Below are 20734 nucleotides of genomic sequence, written 5' to 3'. Positions count from 1 at the left end.
TTGTAACGCGATAACTCTTCTACCGCAGCACGGGAAAACCCTGGAGCCAACGTGTTAAGCATCAACAGTCTCCTCACTTACATCCTCAGCGGGTCGGAGCCACTCATAGCCCTTTTCCTCTAATTCGAGAGCTAACTCTCTACCACCAGATTTGATGATACGACCATTGAACATGACATGCACATAGTCAGGTTTAATGTAGTTCAACATACGCTGGTAGTGGGTGATCAGCAGGATACCCAGATCAGGGCCGGTCAGAGCGTTGACGCTCTCAGAAACGATACGTAGAGCATCGATATCCAGACCAGAGTCGGTCTCGTCCATCAGTGCAATTTCTGGCTCCAACAGGGCCATCTGCAGAATCTCAGCGCGCTTTTTCTCACCACCGGAGAAACCATCATTGATTGAGCGGTTAATAAAGCTATTATCGACGCGCAACAGCTTCATTTTCGCTTGCAGCAGTTTGCGGAACTCACCGGGGGTACGGTGCGGCGCTTGCCAATTTTACCAGTAGGATTTTCACCCTCTTCAAGAGGCTTGTTACCCTCACGTACAGCTTCCAGAGAGCGGCGCAAGAAGTTGGCTACACTCACACCTGGAATCGACATTGGATACTGGAAAGCCAGGAAGAGGCGCATGCGCGCGCGGCGATCAGGAGAATATTCAAGGATGTTCTCACCCTTAAACCAGATCTCACCTTCAGTCACTTCATATTTAGGATTGCCCATAATGACGTTCGATAATGTACTTTTACCAGAGCCATTAGGGCCCATCAATGCGTGGATCTCACCCTGCCGAACTGTAAGGTTCACGCCACGCAAAATTGGTTTGCCTTCAATGTTGGCATGTAGATTTTTAATTACGAGTTCTGATGCCATATACCCAAAAACACCTTCCTTTTATGGTAAGGGACGAACTTCAGTTTCGCCATCCTTAGCAGGTAGACAGAGTTCCTGTGAACCCAGGCCTACATGAATGTCAGAGAGTGCAATAAATTGTGCGGCAGCACTATGCTCATTGAGGGACACCGCCGCCAGTTCAGCCAGAGTCATTGAATCCAGCGTCTGAGCAACCGCGTCACGCACTTTTGTCCACAGGTATTTCGTCTTACAGGCGTCAAGGAAATTGCAAACCTGTGTCATTTCTCCCTCTGTCGCACAAATCATTGGAGCTATCGGGCCTTCTAAAACACGTACCACTTCACCCATCGTAATCTCTGCAGGAGGACGACCCAATTTATAGCCGCCATGAGCACCGCGAGTACTCACTACTAGTGGGGGATCAGCTTCTCGCAACAATTTTACTAACTGCTCTAGATAAGCTAACGGTAATGTTTCGGCCTGCGAAATATCGGTAAGAGAGCGAGGACGACCACCATAGTGACGGGCAAGGTCAACCATGATTCGTACACCATATTCACCTTTAGTAGATACACGCAACATCATGGCCTCTCCCTTCTCAGCGTATCGTCTGTCATATAATCAATTAATCCGACCTGTTCACTAGGATATATTCTAGCACTTGCGAAGGGCGAGCGTCAACTATTGCCATCTACGCTCCGGGCTTTTTCATGTTCCTCTTTGGCGCCTGCGGCGCCGGGTTGGGAGTGTGAAGTGTGTGGTGGGCTACACCTACAAGGGCCGCGGCCGCCCACCACACACTCCACACATGAAAGAATGTCTATCGTATCGCTTGCTCGTGATCTACGCTGTCAATAGGCAAAGATAAATGGAGGAGCAAACCACCACGCAAGGAGCTAACAGCTCCTTGCGTGGTGGTTTGCTCCTCCATTACATTTTTAGCTGTTTTTGGGTTTGCGGCCAACCACAATCTGGCGTGGTCCCTTACCAAAGGGCTTCCAGAGATAATCTCCATAGATAGCTTCGACACTAAAGCCAGTTGAGATAAATAGCATCTGCAATTCACGAGGAAAAAAGAGGTGCATATCTAGTTTGGAGAGGTAGCGCTCATTCTCACCGGACTCAAAAAATTTCTCGTGTGTCCAGGTGATATGCTGCAGTTGTTCGTAGGCATCATATTTGCGCGTAGTATAAAGGAGCATAGTGAAATCACCATCCGGTGACTCGATCTCATCCTCCAGATACACAGTCGAAGGGCGATTCAGAGCATCACTCAGATAGTCGATATCGGGTAGAAAGGTGTCAACAATAAAATGTCCACCCGGGGCCAGGTGCTCATATGTGGTACGGAATGCCGCCAGTTGTTGTTCAATTTCATAGAGGTGGCAGATTGAATTAAAGGGGAGGATGATCAGGTCAAACTGGCCTTTGTGTTCCAGATCATAATCACACATATCGCCTTTATGAAGTAGAACACGTTGCTGGACCTCTGCGGGCTCGCGACCGATCTTACGCTGGTATGAATCCAGCATACCTTGCTCGATATCCAGGCCCTCAAGCACAAAGTTGCCGGGGCTATGTAAGAGCTCTAAGCCGATTCGACCACTCCCACAGGCCAGTTCCAGTATCCTGGTCGGCGTATAACGCATGACAAGCTCACGCCAGAATGGCAAATCCTGCTCGGACTGACTCTGATATTCCAGGTCATAATCATCGACCTGCTCGTAGTATTCACCCATCGCATAGGGCATAGTTATTTGTCCTTGTTGTAATCACCAGCGCAACAAAATCCCCCTATATATAATGAGGGGGTATACCTACTCCAGAAGAATATAAGCAGCCAGGCACAATATGCCTGCCTCTAAAACTGTGTATCTGTTACGCAACAATTGTATACGGTAAAAAAAGTAGACACCTGAGATAATCTCATGTAGAGATTAGCATATACACCCGGCCAGCGCAAGCTGAAAACGCTGCAAAGGTCAACCCAGCCTTTTCTGAGCGAATCTCAAGTGAAAAGCATAAAAATCTTAACCATTACATCCATTACACCGTACATGAAAATACAGCATGTACCTGATGGCCAACCAGGCTGAATTTGCTATAGTATGTGTAGTATGAAAAATATAACAGGTCATAGTTAAGCTATCGATGGCAGAGGAGAGATATCAATGCAAGACATAGCACCAGAGGTAGTGTCTATAGCCGACGCTTGCCTCGGTGGACTGCAAGGTCGTTCAGCATTGTTAATAGGTCCCGACGAGCAGCGCTACCCGTACCTAAATTTACTGCGGCAAGAGAGAATGAAATATATCTATCAGGAAGAGACAGCCGACCGCGTGCCCTACATTCTTCCTTACGTCCAACTACTGATCTACCTACCTGCCATCACCAGGTTTGAAGGACAGCGTATGGCCATCCCATTTTTGACCGCAGCCACAATCGCCAAAGGCTGTGAGGGGAGGCGTACCCCTCTACTGGTTTTTGACCTTGCCCCCACTACTTCGGTCGAAGAACTGGCCGGACTACTACCAGCCGTATGCTTATATACACCAGAAGACCTGCGCCGGATTCTGTGCAAAACCGCGATGAAAGCCTCCTGATCCCAATCTAGAATTATGCCCGGTGCTATCCATTTCATTGATTCACCACATCAGTGTATAATAGAGAATTGAAATGGTCCTTTTAAATAGTGTGAGGACCACTTATTCAGCCAGCAGCTATTTGGAAGAAAACGAATGGAAGTTATAAAAATCTCGCCCCGTGGTTATTGCTATGGTGTCGTTGATGCGCTCACAATTGCGCGCAAAGCGTCCAAAGATGAGACCTTGCCACGCCCTATTCATATTATTGGTCAGATTATCCACAATCGCCATGCCATTGATGAGCTCACCGGATTAGGGGTTGTGACCCTGGATGGTCCTAATCGCTCTGAAATTTTGGAACAGGTAACCGAAGGCACGGTAATCTTTACTGCCCATGGCGTCTCTCCCGAAGTCAAGCGACGCGCACAGGCACGGGGACTGACCTGTATCGACGCCACCTGTCCTGATGTGACGAAAACCCATGATCTGGTTAAAGATCTGGTTGCCAGAGGCTATTATATCCTTTATGTTGGCAAAAAAGGCCATCCCGAGCCAGAGGGAGTGATGGGTGAGATCCCTGGTCATGTCAGCTTGATTGAGGTTGAGGCAGACGTCGATGCCCTGCAATTGACCACAGAACAAGAACAAAAAATCGCTATCTCTACCCAGACCACCCTATCCCAGTGGGATACACGCCGCGTCATTGAATATATTAAGGCACGCTATCCACACGCTGAGGTACACATCGATATTTGTGCCGCAACGCAGACCCGGCAAGAAGCAGTAGCTGCCCAGGCACGAGGCGCGGATCTGACCGTAGTGGTTGGTGATCCACGCAGCAATAATACCAATCGTCTGGTGCAGGTATCAGAAGAGCTAGCTGGTGTGCCCGCGGTGCGCATTGAGGATCTCTCGCAGTTAGATCCAGCGTTGCTCAAAGGCAAAAAGCGCATCGCCGTTACCGCCGGTGCCTCAACGCCCAGTCAGCTAACCCGCGAGGTGATTCGTTACCTGGAGCAATATCCAGTAGAAGCATAGAAATATATGCAAGAAAAGCTCGCGACAGATCCTGAAGTAATCACATCAGGCGAGACCGCGTTGTTATATGATGTGGCAACACTCATCAACGCGGTCTATCAAATGACGATTGAGCCAACCAGAGAATCCAATATACCCAAACGCATCGTTAAGAAGATACGTCCCCTGCTCAAAGGGCAGCAGCGCATCACGTATAAAGGCGACGATGCTTACATTGATATGCTCATGCATGTCCTCAAGACCCTCAAACTTATCAAGTATACGCAGGCGCCATTTGACAACGCCAAACCATACCTATCGCCAGGTCCACGACTTGAAGGTTGGGCCAATAAAGATATGATCGAGCAGACCAGCCAGTTGCTGGATGAGTGGCAGCATAATCACAATTGGGCAGATAATCCAAGGGTCTCCACTGATGGCGGTAGCTGGAACTACTATGGTGCCTATGAATTAACCTTGCGGCAACTGCTGCTCACACATCTGCGTGAATATCCGGAGGGTTCCTGGCATTCAGTGGCAGCCCTCATTAGTGAAATCTGGGATGCCCATCCCGAACTGGCCACCCAGCAAAAAATGCGCCCCTACTCTTATGGATACTATCAAATGCCAAAGAAACAGGCCAAAAGGGACCTGTTCCAGGAGTGGGTGATCAATGCCGCCCCACATTTTATTAATATGCTCTATTCATCCCTTAATGAACTGGGAATTGTCGATATGGGTAATGCTCCGCTGCAAGAAGAAACCAAACTCGTCCTCAAATCGTGCGCCTTTCGCATCACTGAGTTGGGAGCGCAGGTGCTGGCATACAAAAAGACGAAAGCGAAGTCTGGTAAGAGCGAGGTTGCACCTGCCCAGAAATCGCTTATCATCCAGCCAAACTATGAAATCCTGCTCCTGCAACCAGACCTGCCTACCCTATATAGCATCCTGCCTTTTACCCAGGTCAAACAGATTCAAATGGTCAGCACATTGCTTCTGACCCAGGATGCACTCTTGCGCGCCATCCAACAGGGACTACGCATCGAGACTATTCTGGCCATATTACGAGAACGCAGCCAGAAAGAATTGCCACAAAATGTCATCTACACATTGCAGGATTGGGCGAAACAATATAAACACGCCACCGTCTCACAGGTCGCCTTGCTTGAGCTACCTGATGAAGAGACAACCACGCGCCTGAGCCAGCATCCTACCCTGAGCAAAATGAATGCACGCCAACTTATGCCCACTACCCTGGCTATCCCGACCGATACAAATGGCAATATCAACTATCAAAGCATTCGGCAGGTACTGGAAAAAGAACATATCTCCGTGGATTTTCAGATTCATTCCAGTGATCCGATGCACAAACTAAGAGAATATTATTACGACGATTGAGCCAGTGAAGCAGGAAAACGTATGCCCGCCTCCGGTTTGTAAACGAAGATCATCTATATTCATGAACTGGCATGTATCGATAAATTACCCATCGTCCTCGCGCTATACTATCTATACATTAATAGGATAGGGGGAGCCGCTACAGCCATGCTTCCAACCTGCCTTCCAGTAAGAGTCTGGATGTCAACTATTTACGACAGGTTTCAATCAGCTGCAAGGCTTGCTCGCGTGCTCCCAGCCGGGTCAGGCTCACTAGTTGCTGAAAAATGACATGCAACAGGAGGCTACGGCGAAAAGCAAACTCCTGATCTGTCATCAGCTCACCACCAGCGGCATAGCGTTGCTCGAATTTGCGTAATTTAAGGGCGAAAAATGCCAGCCTTAACAATTCAAAACTGCGCACCTGTTCACGCGAGTTCAGGTGATTACAGCGGGGCAGGGTAAAAATCGTTACTGCATCAGCGTCGACAATCGGTTGCGTGGCCTGATAACTTAAACTGTGAAGCATGGGGATACCTCCTCCTCATAACGAACCAGCATGTGCGTAGTACGACATGTTCTCCACCACATCACGTCAAAGTTACCATTACCAGGATGAGCTGGAGTTGAGATATGGTGGGTGTATGGTTGAGAAAGGAAATAGGGTGTCATTCATTTTTTTGCAGAGCCATCTTGAAGCATGCGATGCGAAAAGGTTTGCCTTCCCCAGCGTTTTTGTCCCTCGGTTCGTCCTTTGCGAGAAGAAGGTTGTGGAGCAAACGTAGAGGAAGGCAACCGCAAACAGATGTGCAGAATGAGCGCTCGCAGTTCTTGCGCGCAGCGAGCGCGTCGCTGGAGACTTCGCTGCTGTCGTTGGCCATGGTGATGATCGTTGCGCCAGCGTTGCTGATACTGCCAACTCTCTTCCCAGCGCTCGTTACACATCTCTCCCCGTAAGGCGAGCATGGGATTGACATTGCCCGGCTCCCAATGCATTCCTGCTCCCTTGAGACGGGCTTGCATCACCACTTTGTTGGCGCTTTCGACCATTCCTGAGCCAATGGGCCATCCCTGGGCTTGAAACTGCGGATAGTTCATCTGCGCCAAACGCTTGCCGAAGTAACGGAGCGCATCGGTGACCGCGGGCAACGGCCGAGCACGTTTCCACCACTGCAGATGCCTCATGATGCGTTCTGGCCCCGCATGTTTGAGCTCATGAAGAACCACATTGAGCCAGCGAGCAGGGACATGATAACCCTGCTGTTGTCCCTGTTCGGCGACCTGACCAAGGTAGTGGGCAGCATGGGCAAAATCTAAGATGCGCACCGCATCATGGCGATGTCCATCCACAAAGCCTTGCAGCCACTCGGCGCCATCCTGGATGGCACATACCTGCCTGGCCTGTGCGATCCCTCGCCGCGTCACTTCCGCCGAAGCCAGATCCGCAAAGATTGATGCATCCGCCAACCGCGCAAAGTAGCTATGCTGCTCGGTTTTCGCTGTTGAGGGGTTCACCTGAGCAAATACGGCCATTTTCACTTCACCCCAGATCCCACCGCGCAAGGGCACCATCCCGCCATCACTGCCCATCGCCATCTGCTCCACCACTGGAGCGGCAGGAAGAGGGAAACGAGGTCGGGCGGCTTCGGGATGGGCTTGTTCGCTCTGGATCGCCTCGGCGATCTGTCCTGCCTGCAAGGTACAGCGCCGGACGCTAGCCTCACTGATGCGAATGCCAAGCAACGCCTGCACTTCTTTGGCGGCTTGCCCAAAAGGCAGATGCGTTCCTAAGCGAACCAGACTTTGATGGGCGTGAGGTAACAACGCGGTGGGAGGCAGTTGCAGTTGCTCATCGAGGGGGAAAAAAGCTGTATCCGCAGGCGGGACAGCTCTGGTAGTCACGGCTCACGTTCACTTCTTGCTGTCCTCGTGTTTGAAAGGTTCGGGTACGTGCCCCTCGTTGATGCATGCGTGTGCCGCATTGCGGACACGATCGTGGCCCCTGCTGGGTGGTTTCCCTCTCTGCTTGGGCCATCTCTTCAATGATGCGAGCCCGTACCTGATCGAGTTGGGCATCAATGGCGGCTTCAATTTCGGCCAGGGTGGCTTTGGGATGCTCCTTCTGCCATTGAGCAAGCGTATGAAAGGCTTCTTGACTTTGTTGCTGCCAGCGTTGCTCCAGGTCTTCTGACTTCATGATCGTGCCCACCTTTCTCTTCCTTGCGTTTGAGTTGTTTCTATCTTACCATTTTGGCTCTGCAAAAAAATGAATGACACCCAAGGAAATAGGTGTGTTGTGGTTCTGTTGCTTTTCAGTGTACTATACTTACGTATATCCCTTTAATCGTTCGTTGGCTGTGCCACTTGGGGGATAAAGTGGAAACCAGAGGCGAAATGCGCTACAATGCCAGAGAAGGCATAGACTTGCTAAGATAGCTAAAGATGTAGCGTATTCCTCTGCTAGCCATATTGTACCAATCTACAAGTTAAAGAGAGGATTTTCATGGCAGGTGACTGTTCATTCGATATAGTATCGCAATTTGATGAGCAAGAACTGGTCAATGCAATCGACCAGACTCGACGTGATGTACAAACACGATATGATCTGAAGGATACAAACACGGATATTGCGCTGGCTAAAGAATCTATTACTATCGTCACAGATAGTGAGCTCTCGCTTAAAAGTGTGCGGGATATTCTGGAGTCAAAAGCTGTGCGCCGTAAGTTGTCTCTGAAGATCTTTAAACCTGGCAAAGAAGAGAGTGCGGCCGGAAGTCGCGTACGACAGGTAATCCAATTACAGCAGGGCATCACCCAGGAACAGGCAAAAGAGATCAGTAAGATCATTCGCGATGCCTATCCAAAGGTGCGTACCCAGATTCAGGGCGATGCAGTACGGGTAATGGCAAAGAACCGCGATGACTTACAGGCTGTCATTGCTTTGCTTAAACAGAAGGATTACCCCATTCCGCTGGACTTTATTAACTATCGCGGTTAGCACTCAAGGCATGGACGCTGGAGGAATGATAAGGAGACATTACTGTACAACACGATACAGAAATGCACAGTACTTTAGTACCAAAACAAGTGTCCATGCCCTCGAATTGTTGTACCCTAGTTCTGACTAGACCAAACCAATTAGCACGATCCGTAGTGGCGCGAAATTAGCATAAACGCAGGAGCGTCGCTATCTTGTGCGCTCATTCGAGAAAGTGGACCTTTCATGCCTGGGAACAGACAAGCCTTTAGTGCGTCGATTAACGCAGCCGACCGTCATCGTTGGGATAGTCACTGGGCGGAGGCAATGCAAGAATACCAAAAAGCACTCGCCGAGTTCCCAGAAGATGCTACGGCACGTAGTGGTCTAGGGTTTTGCCATATGCAAATGAAGCAATGGCAACTTGCGCTCCACGAATATGAATATATTTTACAGCGCGACCCCAGCAACGTGATTGCCTTGAGCAAGACCGCTGAACTGTACGTTATCTTGAATAGGCGTGTTGATGCCTATCAGGCCTATTTGCACCTGGCTGATCTCTATTCACAGGCCGGCCAGGGAGCACGCGCAGAAGCAGCCTGGCAGAAGGCGGTTCAGTTGTCCCCTGGCAATCCAGAACCACACGAGCGGCTCGCGAGCTATTATTTTGAGAAGAAGGATATCTCCCAGATGTTACAGGAGCGCCTGGCGGCGGCTCAGGGATATCTTCTCCGAAATGAACTTGGCCCGGCACGTATACACTGTGAAGAGGTCTTGCGTGCAGATGGGACAAACGCCCAGGCGCAACAGTTGCTCTCACAAATACTGGCAGGAGGGCCTGGCTCTCTGGCTTCTCCCGGGAGTGCGGAGGCAACATTTTCATCAATTCGTCCAGAAACCGGTACTGGTCAAAATGTGGATCCTGGTCCAGCGGTACAGCAGCCATCATCGTTCACAGATCAACCATTAACCGGATCAGTAACATCGGAAAATACAAGCGGAGGGAATACTGGCATCATGGGTAACATGGGTAGCGCGGGTAACTTTGGTGGGGTAAATAATCCTGGCTCACCAGCGGCAATGGCCAATGGCAACGGGATGAACTCAGCCCCTCGCATGAGGATCACTGCCAACCAGGTCACAGGGGCATTACAGCAGGCGCAAACATTTCAAAACCAGGGCCGTTTCAATGATGCTATAGACCTCTGTGAGCAGATCCTGGAGAGTGGCTTTGACCGTCCGGATGCTCGATACTTTTTAGGTTGGCTTTACCAGGAGCAGCAGCGTTGGGATGAAGCGATCCAGCAGTTTCAGCTCCTTCTCAATGACCCTGATTATGCACTTTCCTGCTATTATGCATTAGGTCAGTGTTATAGGGCACGTGGCGATATGCGTACGGCCACTGTCCATTTTGATGAGGCGGTCGACCGGGTAAACTTAGATGCATTGACGGCTGAAGAGTCAGATCAGTTGGTCCAACTCTGTCAGGAAGCTGCAGAGGCACATCGACTCCTGGGTGAACAGGAGCAGGCGCTCACGGTATATAATGCGCTGCTCGGCTTCTTGAGGAGTCGTGGTTGGAACGATAAGGTGGCCCAGGTGGAGTATATGCTTCAGCAGGCCCAGAACGCTTCTGCCCCGGCACGCCCAACGACACCTCCACCAATGGCAGCTACACAAGCACCTCCAGTACAGGATTCGTTTCCGATATCTCAGGTTCCGGAAGCACCGACTATGGAGATCAATGCCAATAGTATTGCGGGCGCAGCTAATAATACATCCGCAGGTAATCCAAATAGTTCGGTGGGTGAGTTGCCGGATTGGTTGACGGGCATTCTCAATGATTCAGAAAAGACACAGAATGCGCCCAAGCCGGCACCACAGCAGCCTGCTCCTAATATCAATCAACAACAGCCAGCGGCGCAGAGTGCGCCTCAGGCTCCAGCAGAGTCAGCTTCAGCCCCATCATGGCTCACGGATGACGCGAAGCCCAATGCGACACGGGTGCTACCAGAGGATCAAATACCCCCGGCGGCGCAGGCACCACAGGTAGCGCCTCAGCAGTCTCAACCGCTGGCGGCACCAACTCCAGCACCGCAGCAGCCTCAGGTGGCGCCACAACCATCGCAGCCGCTGCCTCCGCCTATGGCACAACTCGAGCCTCAACTGCCACCGGTAGCATCGCAGCCACTGCCTCCGGTTATGCCTCCACAGGTACCGCCAACACCGGCACCACAGGCAATGCCACCGGTACAGCCTGCACAATCGCCATTCGCGGCCTCGGTCTTTGAAGATCCGCAGCTAATGGTTCCCAGTTCTCCAGCTCGACCCGCTCAGGAAGCCCGGCCCGGCTTTGAAGACTTACTAAATCAAATGGCAGGGGCGCGCGGCAATGGTGGACTGGGCCCGGTAGCGGATGCAGTACTTAACAGTACAGCTATGCTACCCGAAAATATTCGCACGCAAGTTATGCGTTCGATGCAGGATATTCAAAAATATATCAATCATGGCTTGTTGACTCCTGCCACCGAAGAATGCCTGCGCGTGATCGATATTGCACCGCAATACCTGGATGTACACCAGGTACTATGTGAAATCTATGTGCGCCAGGGCAAAATTGAGCAGGCCATCACCAAATACGCCATCCTGGTCGATACATATATCGTCAATGGGCGGATCGATGATGCGATTGCGACCTACCGCCGTATCCTGCAACTGGAGCCAAACAACATTACCTATCGCATGCGCCTGATCAATATGCTGTCCACACAGGGCAACAAAGAAGATCTGTTGCGCGAGCGCACCCTGGCCGCTGAGTCTTATCTGCGCCTGGGATATATGGATCGGGCTATGACCGAGCTGGAACAAGCTCTACAGGAGAGTCCGACTAGTGTGCCAACACGCTTGAACTATTCACTGGCCCTGCAGAAGCTGGGACGCACCCAGCAAGCGGTGGCTGAATATCAGCGGGTGCTACAGATTGATCCACGTAATATTACCGCTCTAGTGCGCTGGCATATCGCGATGATCACTACGCTGGGAACGCCACGAGGCACTGCCCTTGAGTTGCTGTCCCGCATTCGCTGGCAGCTGCGCGGTGAGGGTCAGAAACAAGCCCAGGCCGTTGTCAGAGAATATACCCAGAGCGCTGAGGTCTATCCCAATAATGCCGATGTGCATTTTGCCCTGGGCCAGATCTATCAGCAGTGTGGCTACTATGATCGTGCGGTAGAAGAATACAATCAGGCCACCCGCGACAGCCATGTTGAGGTTTTTGCGCGCGCCAGTGCAGCACAGGCTTTACTATCACAGGGCAAACCCGATGCGGCCATCCAGCAATTGGATATGGCCTTACAGCATGTACGCCAGTCACCACAGTCACTGGATCCAGCTACCTGGGCTGCTCGCCCTCGTGAGGAGGGTGAGGAGCATCGCGCACCTGAGGTGGAGATCTCCACCCAGCTGGCAAAAGCCTATGGGCGCACAGGCCAGCAGGAACAGATGCAGGCTATTCTGCGTCAGTTGCAGCGGGTCAAACCGGCACAGGACGAGGTCGCCTCAAGCATGGCCGAAATTTCTGCTCGCCAGGGCGACGTCAGTAGCGCGTTACAGGAATATATAGATCTGGTTCGCCATTATCGCAATAATCGCCAGACCGACAATGCGATCAATGTCTTAAACGAGATGGTACGCCTGGCACCCCAGGACCCCCGAGCCCATGATGAGCTCGCTGATATCTATGTCAGCCGCGGCTTACTGGAGGAAGGCATGGCAGAGTTGCGCTTATTAGCGGATATCTATCTACGCCAGGGTAAACTTGATCAAGCTGGCATGGCGGTCCAGCGCATTGGTAACATTTACGCAGAAATGGGTGACACCGAAGAGGCTCTGACCAGCCTGTTCCGGGCCGCTGAGCTCAATCCAGAGTCGATGGATCTGCTGCGCGAAGTCGTTGGCTTCTGTCTCCAGTTGGGTCGTAATCAGGATGCCGCCAAGTATCAAGGGCAGATTGCTCGCCACTACTTCGAAACCCAGCAAGTAAAAGAGGCGGTGGCCGCTTTACAGCAGTTGATTACCATTGATCGTTCAAACTTCGAGGCCTATGATATGCTCGGTCAGACCTATCAATCGGTAGGTGAATACGAGCAGGCCAGCCGCGTTTATCGCAACCTGGCCAAGGTCAATCCTGGTAGCTCGGTAGCCCGCGAACGCCTGGCTACACTACAAGAGTTACGGACCAGGTAAGCAATCCAGATAGAACAAGAGAGGCGCCCCATCGCGATAGGGGCGCCTCTCTTTATGCATACAGCCTATTTTTTGCTGGGCTCAAGCTTCTCACCGGCAGGGGCCGGCTCCGATTTTTGCTGCTGCTTCGTCTGGGTTGGATGGGTCGCATGGCTGGCCTGGCGCAGCTCGCGGCGCGCATCTAACTTATGTTTAACACCTAACATAACACGATAAAGCTGATAGGTGAGGGGACGATAAACCAGATCATGGGTTGGCAGGAAGAGCATTGGCTGGCCACCAAAGCCACGCTTGAATAGATAGACACCCCACATCTCCTGCCCCTCTTCCAAAATTTCTGGAATGCCACGGAAATTGTAATATGAGCAACCATGCTCCTTCGCCCACTGAATACCTGTCCATTGCAATAAATGATTGGGCATCTTCTCGCGGTGCTCATTGGAGGAGGCACCATACATATAATAAGCCCAGGGGCCGGCAAGCAACAGGATGATGCCTGAAACTGGTTGTCCTTCATATTCGGCCAGGAACAGGGCTGCTCGATCGTGCTCACCCAATACGCTCAAGATGTCCGCATAGAGCGATTTATCGTTGATAAAAAATTTGTCACGCTCGCTGGTGGTCTCATAAAGACGGTAAAAGGCGTCTATATCGGCCTGACCATTGCCACGACGGATAGTGATGCCTTTGCGACCAGCCAGGCGAATATTATAACGCCACTTCTCCTTCATCCCGGCCAGCAACGTCTTTTCATCGGGACGAATATCCAGCACCCATTCGTTGCGAATATGCACATGGTGAGGATTGATGATAAAACCACGTCTCTTCAGGGCGGTCAGCCAGTTAAAGTTATTCGCCTCTACGCTTGGCTCAATCTTTAACATAAAGGCATGTCGCTTGCGCGCTTCTACTTTGACATAATTGAGGAGGACCGTCATAGCAGGGGATGCGGGATCGTCAATTATGGGGCCACGGGGCGCATAAAAATAGGTCTGCTTTAACGCCGGGGCCCGCGACACGATGAGCAATATAGCCGCGCATAATTGACCAGCATCGTCCAGTACTCCGATACGCAACGTCTCTTCAGCTCCCAGGTAGGAACCAAATTCTGCCCATTCGTAGGTTTGCGTCACGTTGCAACAAACGGATGACATGACAAAATCATTCCATTGTTGACGATCTTTAATAATCCGAGCTTCCATACATCCTCTTCCAATAACCCATAGTAAGAACTTTATTCACAGGTAATTTTTTGTTGTCTCTACGCTGCTTAATCGGCATCTGATAATACTTGTGGTATACCAGATGAAAATCGCTGCTCCAGCTCCGTATTTTGCCGCTCTTTATGGCGCTGCTCGCGGCCTAGCTCAACCAGTCTACGCCATGGTTTATAGATCAGTGGCTGGAAAACATAATCCTGGGTCGGCATGGTTAGACGAGAATAGCCACCAAAGCCACGCTTATATTCATAGGCCTCCCATAGATCCTCGCCCGGCATCAACACGTCTGGGATCGAGCGAAAATCAAAGAAGTGGCAGCCGCGCTCTTGTGCCCATTGCAGGGCATGATATTGGAGCAGATAGGCAGCTAATTGAGCGGTCTCGCCCTCCTGTTCGCCAGTAAACATATCCCAGCTCCAATGCCCAAAGCGCAGGACCATTTTTGCCGCCAGCGGATATCCATCCTGTTCGGCCAGCAAAATAGTAGCATCCTTGGTGGCTGCAAAGGTTTGCATGGTGTACCAGTGATAATCCCTATCGTGTACAAAAACATCATTGCGCTCACTGGAGCTCTTGATCAGTTCATAGTAGGTATCAAAGTCCCGCGACAAACAGGCTCTTCGCACCACCACGTTGCGCTGTTCAGCCACCCGGATATGCTGTTGCCAGTTCGGCATAAACCTGGAGTAGAGGTGCTCTGCCGCAGGGCGAATATCGAGTACCCATGAGCGTCGCCCATGCACCGAATTGGGATTACTCACAAAGCCAGCTTTGTGATAGGTCGCCAGCCAGGTGTCGAGATTGGCATCATCATCAGCGATATTGGGTTCAACACGTAGGACAACTGCACGCTCTCGCTGCGCAATCAGCGCCACATGCTTCACAAGTAAGGCCAGAATAGAAACATCCAGACGTTCCAACACTGGCCCGCGTGCGCAGTATAGCCAGGTCGGGCGCAATTTAGGTAATGGCAACGGAACTGGTGATACGGTCAGTGACATGGCACCAATCAGGCGTCCATTTTCCAGGACGCCCAGCCGGTAGATCTGTTCTCCAAGCTCACGGCTAAGCTCCCCCCATTCATAGGACTGCAAAAAATGCTCGTGGGGTTGGCTCTGCAGAAAAGTATTCCATTGCTCTCGATCGTGAATTTCCTGGATTGTGATACTCATGTGAGACTACAACGTTTCTAAGTACTCACTTCTCAGCAAACTATAGACGCGAACATCGTGGTACTTACCGAAGCGTAGGATCAGCTCGCGCAAGGTTCCTTCATGCTTGAAGCCAGCCTTCTCGTCAGCACGCCAGCCACCAATATTCTCTTCCATATCCTGAGTTTGAATACGATTGAGATTCAGCTCTAAAAATCCATAGCGCAGCATCAGCCTGGTTGCTTCCGTCCCGAAACCTTTGCCGTGCAAATTGCGATCACCGATAATAACATAGAATTCAGCACTTTGATTCAAGACATTGATATCTTTGAGACCAACCAGCCCGACCAGGCGATTGTCCTCTTTCAGTGCCACACCAAATAAAATATGTCGTGTATCTTTATAAAGATTATCCAGTCTTTCTTTACCACGTGCATCACTGGTAGGATAGACTGAAAAATAGCGACGAATCTCTTCATCATTCATCCACGTCGAGTAGAGATGATTGTCCTGAGTTGGCTCTAGAGGCCGTAAATACAGGCGATCCCCAACAATAAAGGGATTCTGTAAATTTGAAGTATCCTGGGTCATATTCTACGTTTCCCTTCTTCCAAGTTCTTAGTAGTAGTCCCCGCATGATTCCATGGGAAGTATAGCATAGGGGGTAGAGCGAGGCAATTTTACAACCCGATTCGTAGGTCATTTGTTTATACGATCAACATCAAAATGCAACCGTAGGTGCGAGGCTCAGCCCTCGCTTGCCGCCCTCCACAGAGCCGGCGGCCCGGTATCCTCGCCGCTCCATCGCTTTATCGCCGACACCTCGGCCCACGCAGTGCCCAAAAGCGAAACATGCTTTTGGGCACTGCGTGGGGGAAGGGGTTATGCAACAAGGTACATCAGCGCTGGGATACCGGGCCTCACTACCGGTGAGGCAAGCGAGGGCTGAGCCTCGCACCTATGGTTGCAAATGCGTTTTTTTCTTTTCTTGTTGCTTTTATCATTCGTTTTTTGGGACATAAGCGTATGGCCACGTGATCTTTAATTGTCACGTGGCCATACGCTTATGTTCACCAATATTGATCGCGAGCTAGCTCAGTGCGAATACAAGGACCTTAGATTACCGCCATGGTATGGACATGAACCTCTGACACCACCGGAATGCGAGAAGGTCATGTCCTGGCATTCCTCTACATAGCCGGCCGTTTTGGTCCAGAAATCTCCTACACAGGTAAAGTAGACCCCGCTACATTGTTATACATACTCACACCAACTTTCACAATCATCATTATTATATAAACACATGCATTGATTCAGACGTGCAATCGTTGAAATAGTAACAATACATGTGTAGATTTTTATAAGAAACGTTATATATAATAGCAATCATTCTTTGATTGATCGATACGCTTTGATATTAGGTGATCTTATGTGGTATGGGATTATTTTATATGAATAAGATTTTAACAGCACCTTACGTTGAACAGAAGACACACTGGCCTCAAACAGGACACCATATTCTGGCTCAATATGATGAGGAATCGATTATTGTCTACCAGGCTTATAATCGTTCCATCGGACATTTTGCCGCCCGGCATGGCTATTTTGGGGGTAGCCATTTTTCATTTGAGCGCATGAGTTGGATAAAAACCAATTTTCTATGGATGATGTATCGCAACGGATGGAGCCAGAAAGAGAACCAGGAGGTGACGCTGGCGATCCGTTTGCGGCGCTCGGCCTTCGATAGCCTGCTGGCGGCCGCTGTCCCTTCGAGCTATCGGGCCGACGTTTTCCCTTCACAGGAAGATTGGAAGAAAGCGGTGGCTAGCTCAGAGGTGCGCTTGCAATGGGACCCCGATCATTCTCCCACCGGACACAAACAGGAGCGGCGCGCCCTGCAACTGGGTTTGCGTGGCTCTACGTTACAGAGCTATGCGCGAGATTGGATTCTGGAGATCGAAGATATCTCAGACTTTGTAGCTGAGCAGCGTCCATATGCCCGGACAAACAACGATGCGCGACTGCTCACGCCACGTGAGGAGGTCTACCTTAACAACAATCTTCGGCAGACGTACCCCTCCCGGTGAAGGATCAGCACGTCAAGAATCATACTCTTATTGCCATAAAAATATGATTTTTTGATTAAAGCGTCTTCCCGCCCATGTTATTGGACAGGAAGACGCTTTAATCCCTATTGTGGAATGACCTCAATGCCACAGATCTTGGCATTGTTGATGACCGAAGTAAACTGGATCGTGACTGTGCCACTGCCATCGGCTTTGGTCGTGAACTGCTTGACGATGGCTTTGTTCTCTCCTCCGGCAGCAGCAAAGATGTCAAAATTGCTCATGACTTGGGTACCGTTGATACTGACGTTGAAGGAGCGCTGTCCAGCCGAGGTGAAGTAGACCTCCGCGAAGTGCAGACGCACGGTGTAGGCGGCATTGGCCGTCAGATGGGGAATGGTATAGGTAAAGTTGCCATAGCGCTCCGTCTGATAGATCGCCTGGGGGGCAGGATTGGTCACAGCGCTGGTATCGATGATATTGGTGCTTGAGACGGTGGTGCCACCGCTAGCACCGACATCGGTGCCAAAGCTACCAACAGTATTACCACCGGTATTGATAGCCACCGCTCCCGATGTATTGGCAGTGACCTCAATACCATCAATCTTGGCGTTATTGACGACCGAGGTGAACTGGATTGTGACAGTACCACTGCCATCAGCTTTGGTATTGAACTGTTCGATAATGGCTTTGTTCTCTCCTCCGGCAGCAGCAAAGATGTCAAAATTGCTCATGACCTGGGTACCGTTGATACTGACGTTGAAGGAGCGCTGTCCGGCCGAGGTGAAGTAGACCTCCGCGAAGTGCAGACGCACGGTGTAGGCGGCATTGGCCGTCAGATGGGGAATGGTATAGGTAAAGTTGCCATAGCGCTCCGTCTGATAGACCGCCTGGGGAGCAGGATTAGTCACCGCACTGGTATCGATGGTATTAGTGCTCGAGACGGTGGTGCCACCGCTGCCATCTGTATCAGCGACAAAGCCGCCAACGGCACCGCCACCAGCATTGATTGCGATCGATTGACCTGGCGTTGGTGTTGGAGTCGGAGTCGGCGTAGTTGAGGGGGTTGGCGTTGGCGTTGGCGTAGTTGAAGGTGTTGGGGTCGGCGTGGGAGAACCGGCTGGAGTGACCTCAATACCATCAATCTTGGCATTGTTAATGATCGACGAGAACTGCAGTTGAATCGTGCCACTGGCATCCGCACTGGCACTAAACTGCTTAACGATGGCTTTATTGGCCCCCCCTGCCGAGGCAAAGATATCGAAATTGCTGATAACCTGAGAACCATTGATGCTGACGTTAAAGGTACGCTGCCCGGCCGAGGTGAAGTAGAACTCTGAGAAGTGTAGACGCACGTTATAGGCGGCATTGGCCTTCAGGTTAGCAACATTGTAGGTGAAATTGCCATAGCGTTCCGTCTGATAGACCGCCTGAGGAGCAGGATTGGTCACCGCACTGGTATCGATGGCATTGGTTGTTGAGCCCGTCTGACCGCCACTATAGTCTCCATCAGCGTAGAAGCCACTGGTCGCGCTGCCACCGGCGTTGATATTAATCGCGCCATTGGCATCAGGAGTAAGAGGGGGTGGCGGCGGTGCCAGGGAGAGGAGATGGTCTTTAATGCCCTGTCCAAAAGCGGTGGGAGTACCATCGTAGTTGGTAATCAAGGAAGGGAAACCGCCACAATCATAAGGATTCCAGGCCCAGCCCAGATAGCCCACACCATGCTGATCATCCCAGTTCATGGCTGAAGTGACAAAACCGGAGGCACAGTCATTCTCCCCCAGTTCACCGGTAATCACCGGCACCTGCGCGGCAACTGGCGCAACCTGCGAATCCCAACAGCCAGTATTGTTACAACCGTTGAAGTTATAGAGGTGCCAGGAAGCGGCTAGATTGTTTTGCGGATCATTGGGTTTGTTCTGCAACCACTGGGAGAGATCGTTTGACCAGGTCAGACCACCAGCCATCAAGATGTTCGTGGCTCCCGTAGAACGCACAGCATTGACCATAGATTGCATGCCAGCGACAGCGAACCCGACATCACCACAGGGAGACTGATTGGCCCCGTAACTACCATTCAGCCAGCAACTCCAACTCGCAGGGTGAGGCTCGTTATAAAGATCAAAGATAACGGACGAGTTGTTTTTGAAGGTATTGGCAACCGAGGTCCAGAAGGCACCAGCATGATCAGCATCGGGCATGAGATCCTGCCCTGTGGATTGCTGTCCACCAGCTGCAGCCCAGTGGAGATCAAGGATGACTGCTATATTATTGGCGTTGAGCAGATTGACATAATTGATAATCTGCTGCTGGTAGTTAGAAGCTGAGGAACCTGAGGGAAGGCCATTGATGCCCAACCAGCAATCTTCATTTAAAGGAACGCGCACGGTATTGACGCCCCAACTGGCAATCGCGGCAACCGAGGCGGCATCACTTGGGCCATCAAAAACACTGCTACTATTGACACATATATACTCAGTACCAGCGCGGTCAACCCCATGTGGAACAAAGACCTGGCCGCTGCTATTAAGAATATGATTCCCTGCGATATGCAGGCCGTTAATGGGACTTGCAGCGTGGGCTACATGGCTGGGGGAACCGCTGATGAAACCGATGAATACGGTGGCGACCAATGTCAGCAGAACCATCACGCTGACCCATCTACGCCGCAACGATACGACGACATTCATGTCTGTTACTCCTTCTGTGGAAGAAAGGATGGCTGTCTATATGACATCCTTTTGTATTGACATCCTTGCAACACTTTATATTGCGGCACACCTGGCTATCTCAACACTGAAAAAGGGTGCAGTTGACCGCAGGTGCGTTGGTGTAAATCTGACCTCCTCTCCTGGTACTTGTGATACGTGCAGGCATCACGCCTTTTTGGCTCTGTGAAGCCATAAATATGCGTCGGGCGTTTCTATAATGCTTCATCACGTATCGAAGCACACCTGTTTTGATCACTGCCTACAGGCTTGCTTGAATTGCTATTCGTAACCGATTACGCAATTCAATTATAAAATGTATCAGGTTGTCTCAAAAACGCTCCGTAATCGTTTACGGAAAAAGCATACCAGGAGAAAAACGCTCTTGTCAATGGATTGAGGATGCCTTGAATAAAAAGTGAATAACCATTTTAAGCCCGAAAGAAGAACACATTGATGAAAATGCGTTCTTCATACATTCGAGCAATCATTTTTAGTAACTACTCAGTACCTTGAGAAAAGCTG

Annotated in this window: 15 protein-coding genes and 1 pseudogene; 6 read left to right on the top strand and 10 right to left on the bottom strand. The window is 50.7% G+C overall.

Going from position 1 to position 20734, the window contains the following annotated elements:
• Positions 1 to 54: 54 nt before the first annotated feature.
• From sufC to EL645_RS13785, 3 genes and pseudogenes are all read right to left on the bottom strand, one after another.
• A pseudogene (sufC, locus tag EL645_RS45400) lies at positions 55 to 878 on the bottom strand (Fe-S cluster assembly ATPase SufC).
• A gap of 21 nt (positions 879 to 899) precedes the next feature.
• Positions 900 to 1445: an RrF2 family transcriptional regulator gene (locus EL645_RS13790; protein WP_371865669.1), complete on the bottom strand. Its 546-nt coding sequence runs from the start codon at positions 1443 to 1445 to the stop codon at positions 900 to 902.
• A gap of 353 nt (positions 1446 to 1798) precedes the next feature.
• The gene (locus tag EL645_RS13785) at positions 1799 to 2611 is read right to left on the bottom strand and encodes a class I SAM-dependent methyltransferase (RefSeq protein WP_126550931.1); all 813 of its coding nucleotides are present in this window, start codon (positions 2609 to 2611) and stop codon (positions 1799 to 1801) included.
• Between the two features lie 420 nt (positions 2612 to 3031).
• Between EL645_RS13785 and EL645_RS13780 the strand changes: the two genes are divergently transcribed.
• The 3 genes from EL645_RS13780 (at position 3032) to EL645_RS13770 (ending at position 5860) form a co-directional block, all read left to right on the top strand.
• Complete coding sequence (locus EL645_RS13780) at positions 3032 to 3463, top strand: hypothetical protein (RefSeq protein WP_126550929.1); 432 nt, start codon at positions 3032 to 3034, stop codon at positions 3461 to 3463.
• A 135-nt stretch (positions 3464 to 3598) separates the two neighbouring features.
• Positions 3599 to 4483 (top strand): 4-hydroxy-3-methylbut-2-enyl diphosphate reductase, encoded by an 885-nt coding sequence (locus tag EL645_RS13775; protein WP_126550928.1) that lies wholly within the window; start codon positions 3599 to 3601, stop codon positions 4481 to 4483.
• Between the two features lie 6 nt (positions 4484 to 4489).
• Entirely contained in the window at positions 4490 to 5860 is a 1371-nt protein-coding gene (locus EL645_RS13770) for a helicase-associated domain-containing protein (protein ID WP_126550926.1), read from the top strand.
• A gap of 187 nt (positions 5861 to 6047) precedes the next feature.
• Here EL645_RS13770 and EL645_RS13765 read toward each other — a convergent pair whose 3' ends face one another.
• The 3 genes from EL645_RS13765 to EL645_RS13755 form a co-directional block, all read right to left on the bottom strand.
• Positions 6048 to 6368, bottom strand: coding sequence for a hypothetical protein (locus tag EL645_RS13765; RefSeq protein ID WP_126550924.1), 321 nt, complete (start codon positions 6366 to 6368; stop codon positions 6048 to 6050).
• Between the two features lie 143 nt (positions 6369 to 6511).
• On the bottom strand, positions 6512 to 7741 hold the full coding sequence (locus EL645_RS13760; RefSeq protein WP_126549265.1) for an ISKra4 family transposase: 1230 nt from the start codon (positions 7739 to 7741) through the stop codon (positions 6512 to 6514).
• Positions 7689 to 8036 (bottom strand): hypothetical protein, encoded by a 348-nt coding sequence (locus EL645_RS13755; RefSeq protein ID WP_126549266.1) that lies wholly within the window; start codon positions 8034 to 8036, stop codon positions 7689 to 7691. Before EL645_RS13755 ends, EL645_RS13760 begins: the two co-directional genes overlap by 53 nt.
• Positions 8037 to 8342: 306 nt before the next feature.
• Here EL645_RS13755 and EL645_RS13750 point away from each other — a divergent pair, with 306 nt between their 5' ends.
• Positions 8343 to 8837, top strand: a complete 495-nt coding sequence (locus tag EL645_RS13750) for a YajQ family cyclic di-GMP-binding protein (protein ID WP_126550922.1) — start codon at positions 8343 to 8345, stop codon at positions 8835 to 8837.
• 225 nt (positions 8838 to 9062) lie between these two features.
• Entirely contained in the window at positions 9063 to 13061 is a 3999-nt protein-coding gene (locus EL645_RS13745; protein WP_126550920.1) for a tetratricopeptide repeat protein, read from the top strand.
• A 65-nt stretch (positions 13062 to 13126) separates the two neighbouring features.
• Here the strand turns inward: EL645_RS13745 and EL645_RS13740 are convergent, their stop codons facing one another.
• The 3 genes from EL645_RS13740 to EL645_RS13730 form a co-directional block, all read right to left on the bottom strand.
• Positions 13127 to 14263 carry a lipid II:glycine glycyltransferase FemX gene (locus EL645_RS13740; protein ID WP_126550918.1) on the bottom strand — a complete coding sequence of 379 codons (1137 nt, stop codon included), beginning with the start codon at positions 14261 to 14263 and terminating at the stop codon, positions 13127 to 13129.
• 68 nt (positions 14264 to 14331) lie between these two features.
• Complete coding sequence (locus EL645_RS13735; protein ID WP_126550916.1) at positions 14332 to 15453, bottom strand: lipid II:glycine glycyltransferase FemX; 1122 nt, start codon at positions 15451 to 15453, stop codon at positions 14332 to 14334.
• Positions 15454 to 15459: 6 nt separating this feature from the next.
• Positions 15460 to 16023, bottom strand: coding sequence for a GNAT family N-acetyltransferase (locus EL645_RS13730; protein ID WP_126550914.1), 564 nt, complete (start codon positions 16021 to 16023; stop codon positions 15460 to 15462).
• A gap of 860 nt (positions 16024 to 16883) precedes the next feature.
• Here EL645_RS13730 and EL645_RS13725 point away from each other — a divergent pair.
• A complete protein-coding gene (locus EL645_RS13725; RefSeq protein WP_126550912.1) occupies positions 16884 to 17519 on the top strand; it encodes a DUF4291 domain-containing protein in 636 nt (211 codons plus the stop codon).
• A gap of 104 nt (positions 17520 to 17623) precedes the next feature.
• Here EL645_RS13725 and EL645_RS13720 read toward each other — a convergent pair whose 3' ends face one another.
• Complete coding sequence (locus EL645_RS13720) at positions 17624 to 20191, bottom strand: malectin domain-containing carbohydrate-binding protein (RefSeq protein ID WP_126550909.1); 2568 nt, start codon at positions 20189 to 20191, stop codon at positions 17624 to 17626.
• Between the last annotated feature and the right edge of the window lie 543 nt (positions 20192 to 20734).

Source organism: Dictyobacter kobayashii (assembly GCF_003967555.1).
In the GTDB taxonomy this organism is placed as follows: domain Bacteria; phylum Chloroflexota; class Ktedonobacteria; order Ktedonobacterales; family Ktedonobacteraceae; genus Dictyobacter; species Dictyobacter kobayashii.
This window is presented reverse-complemented; position numbering and strand designations above follow the sequence as displayed.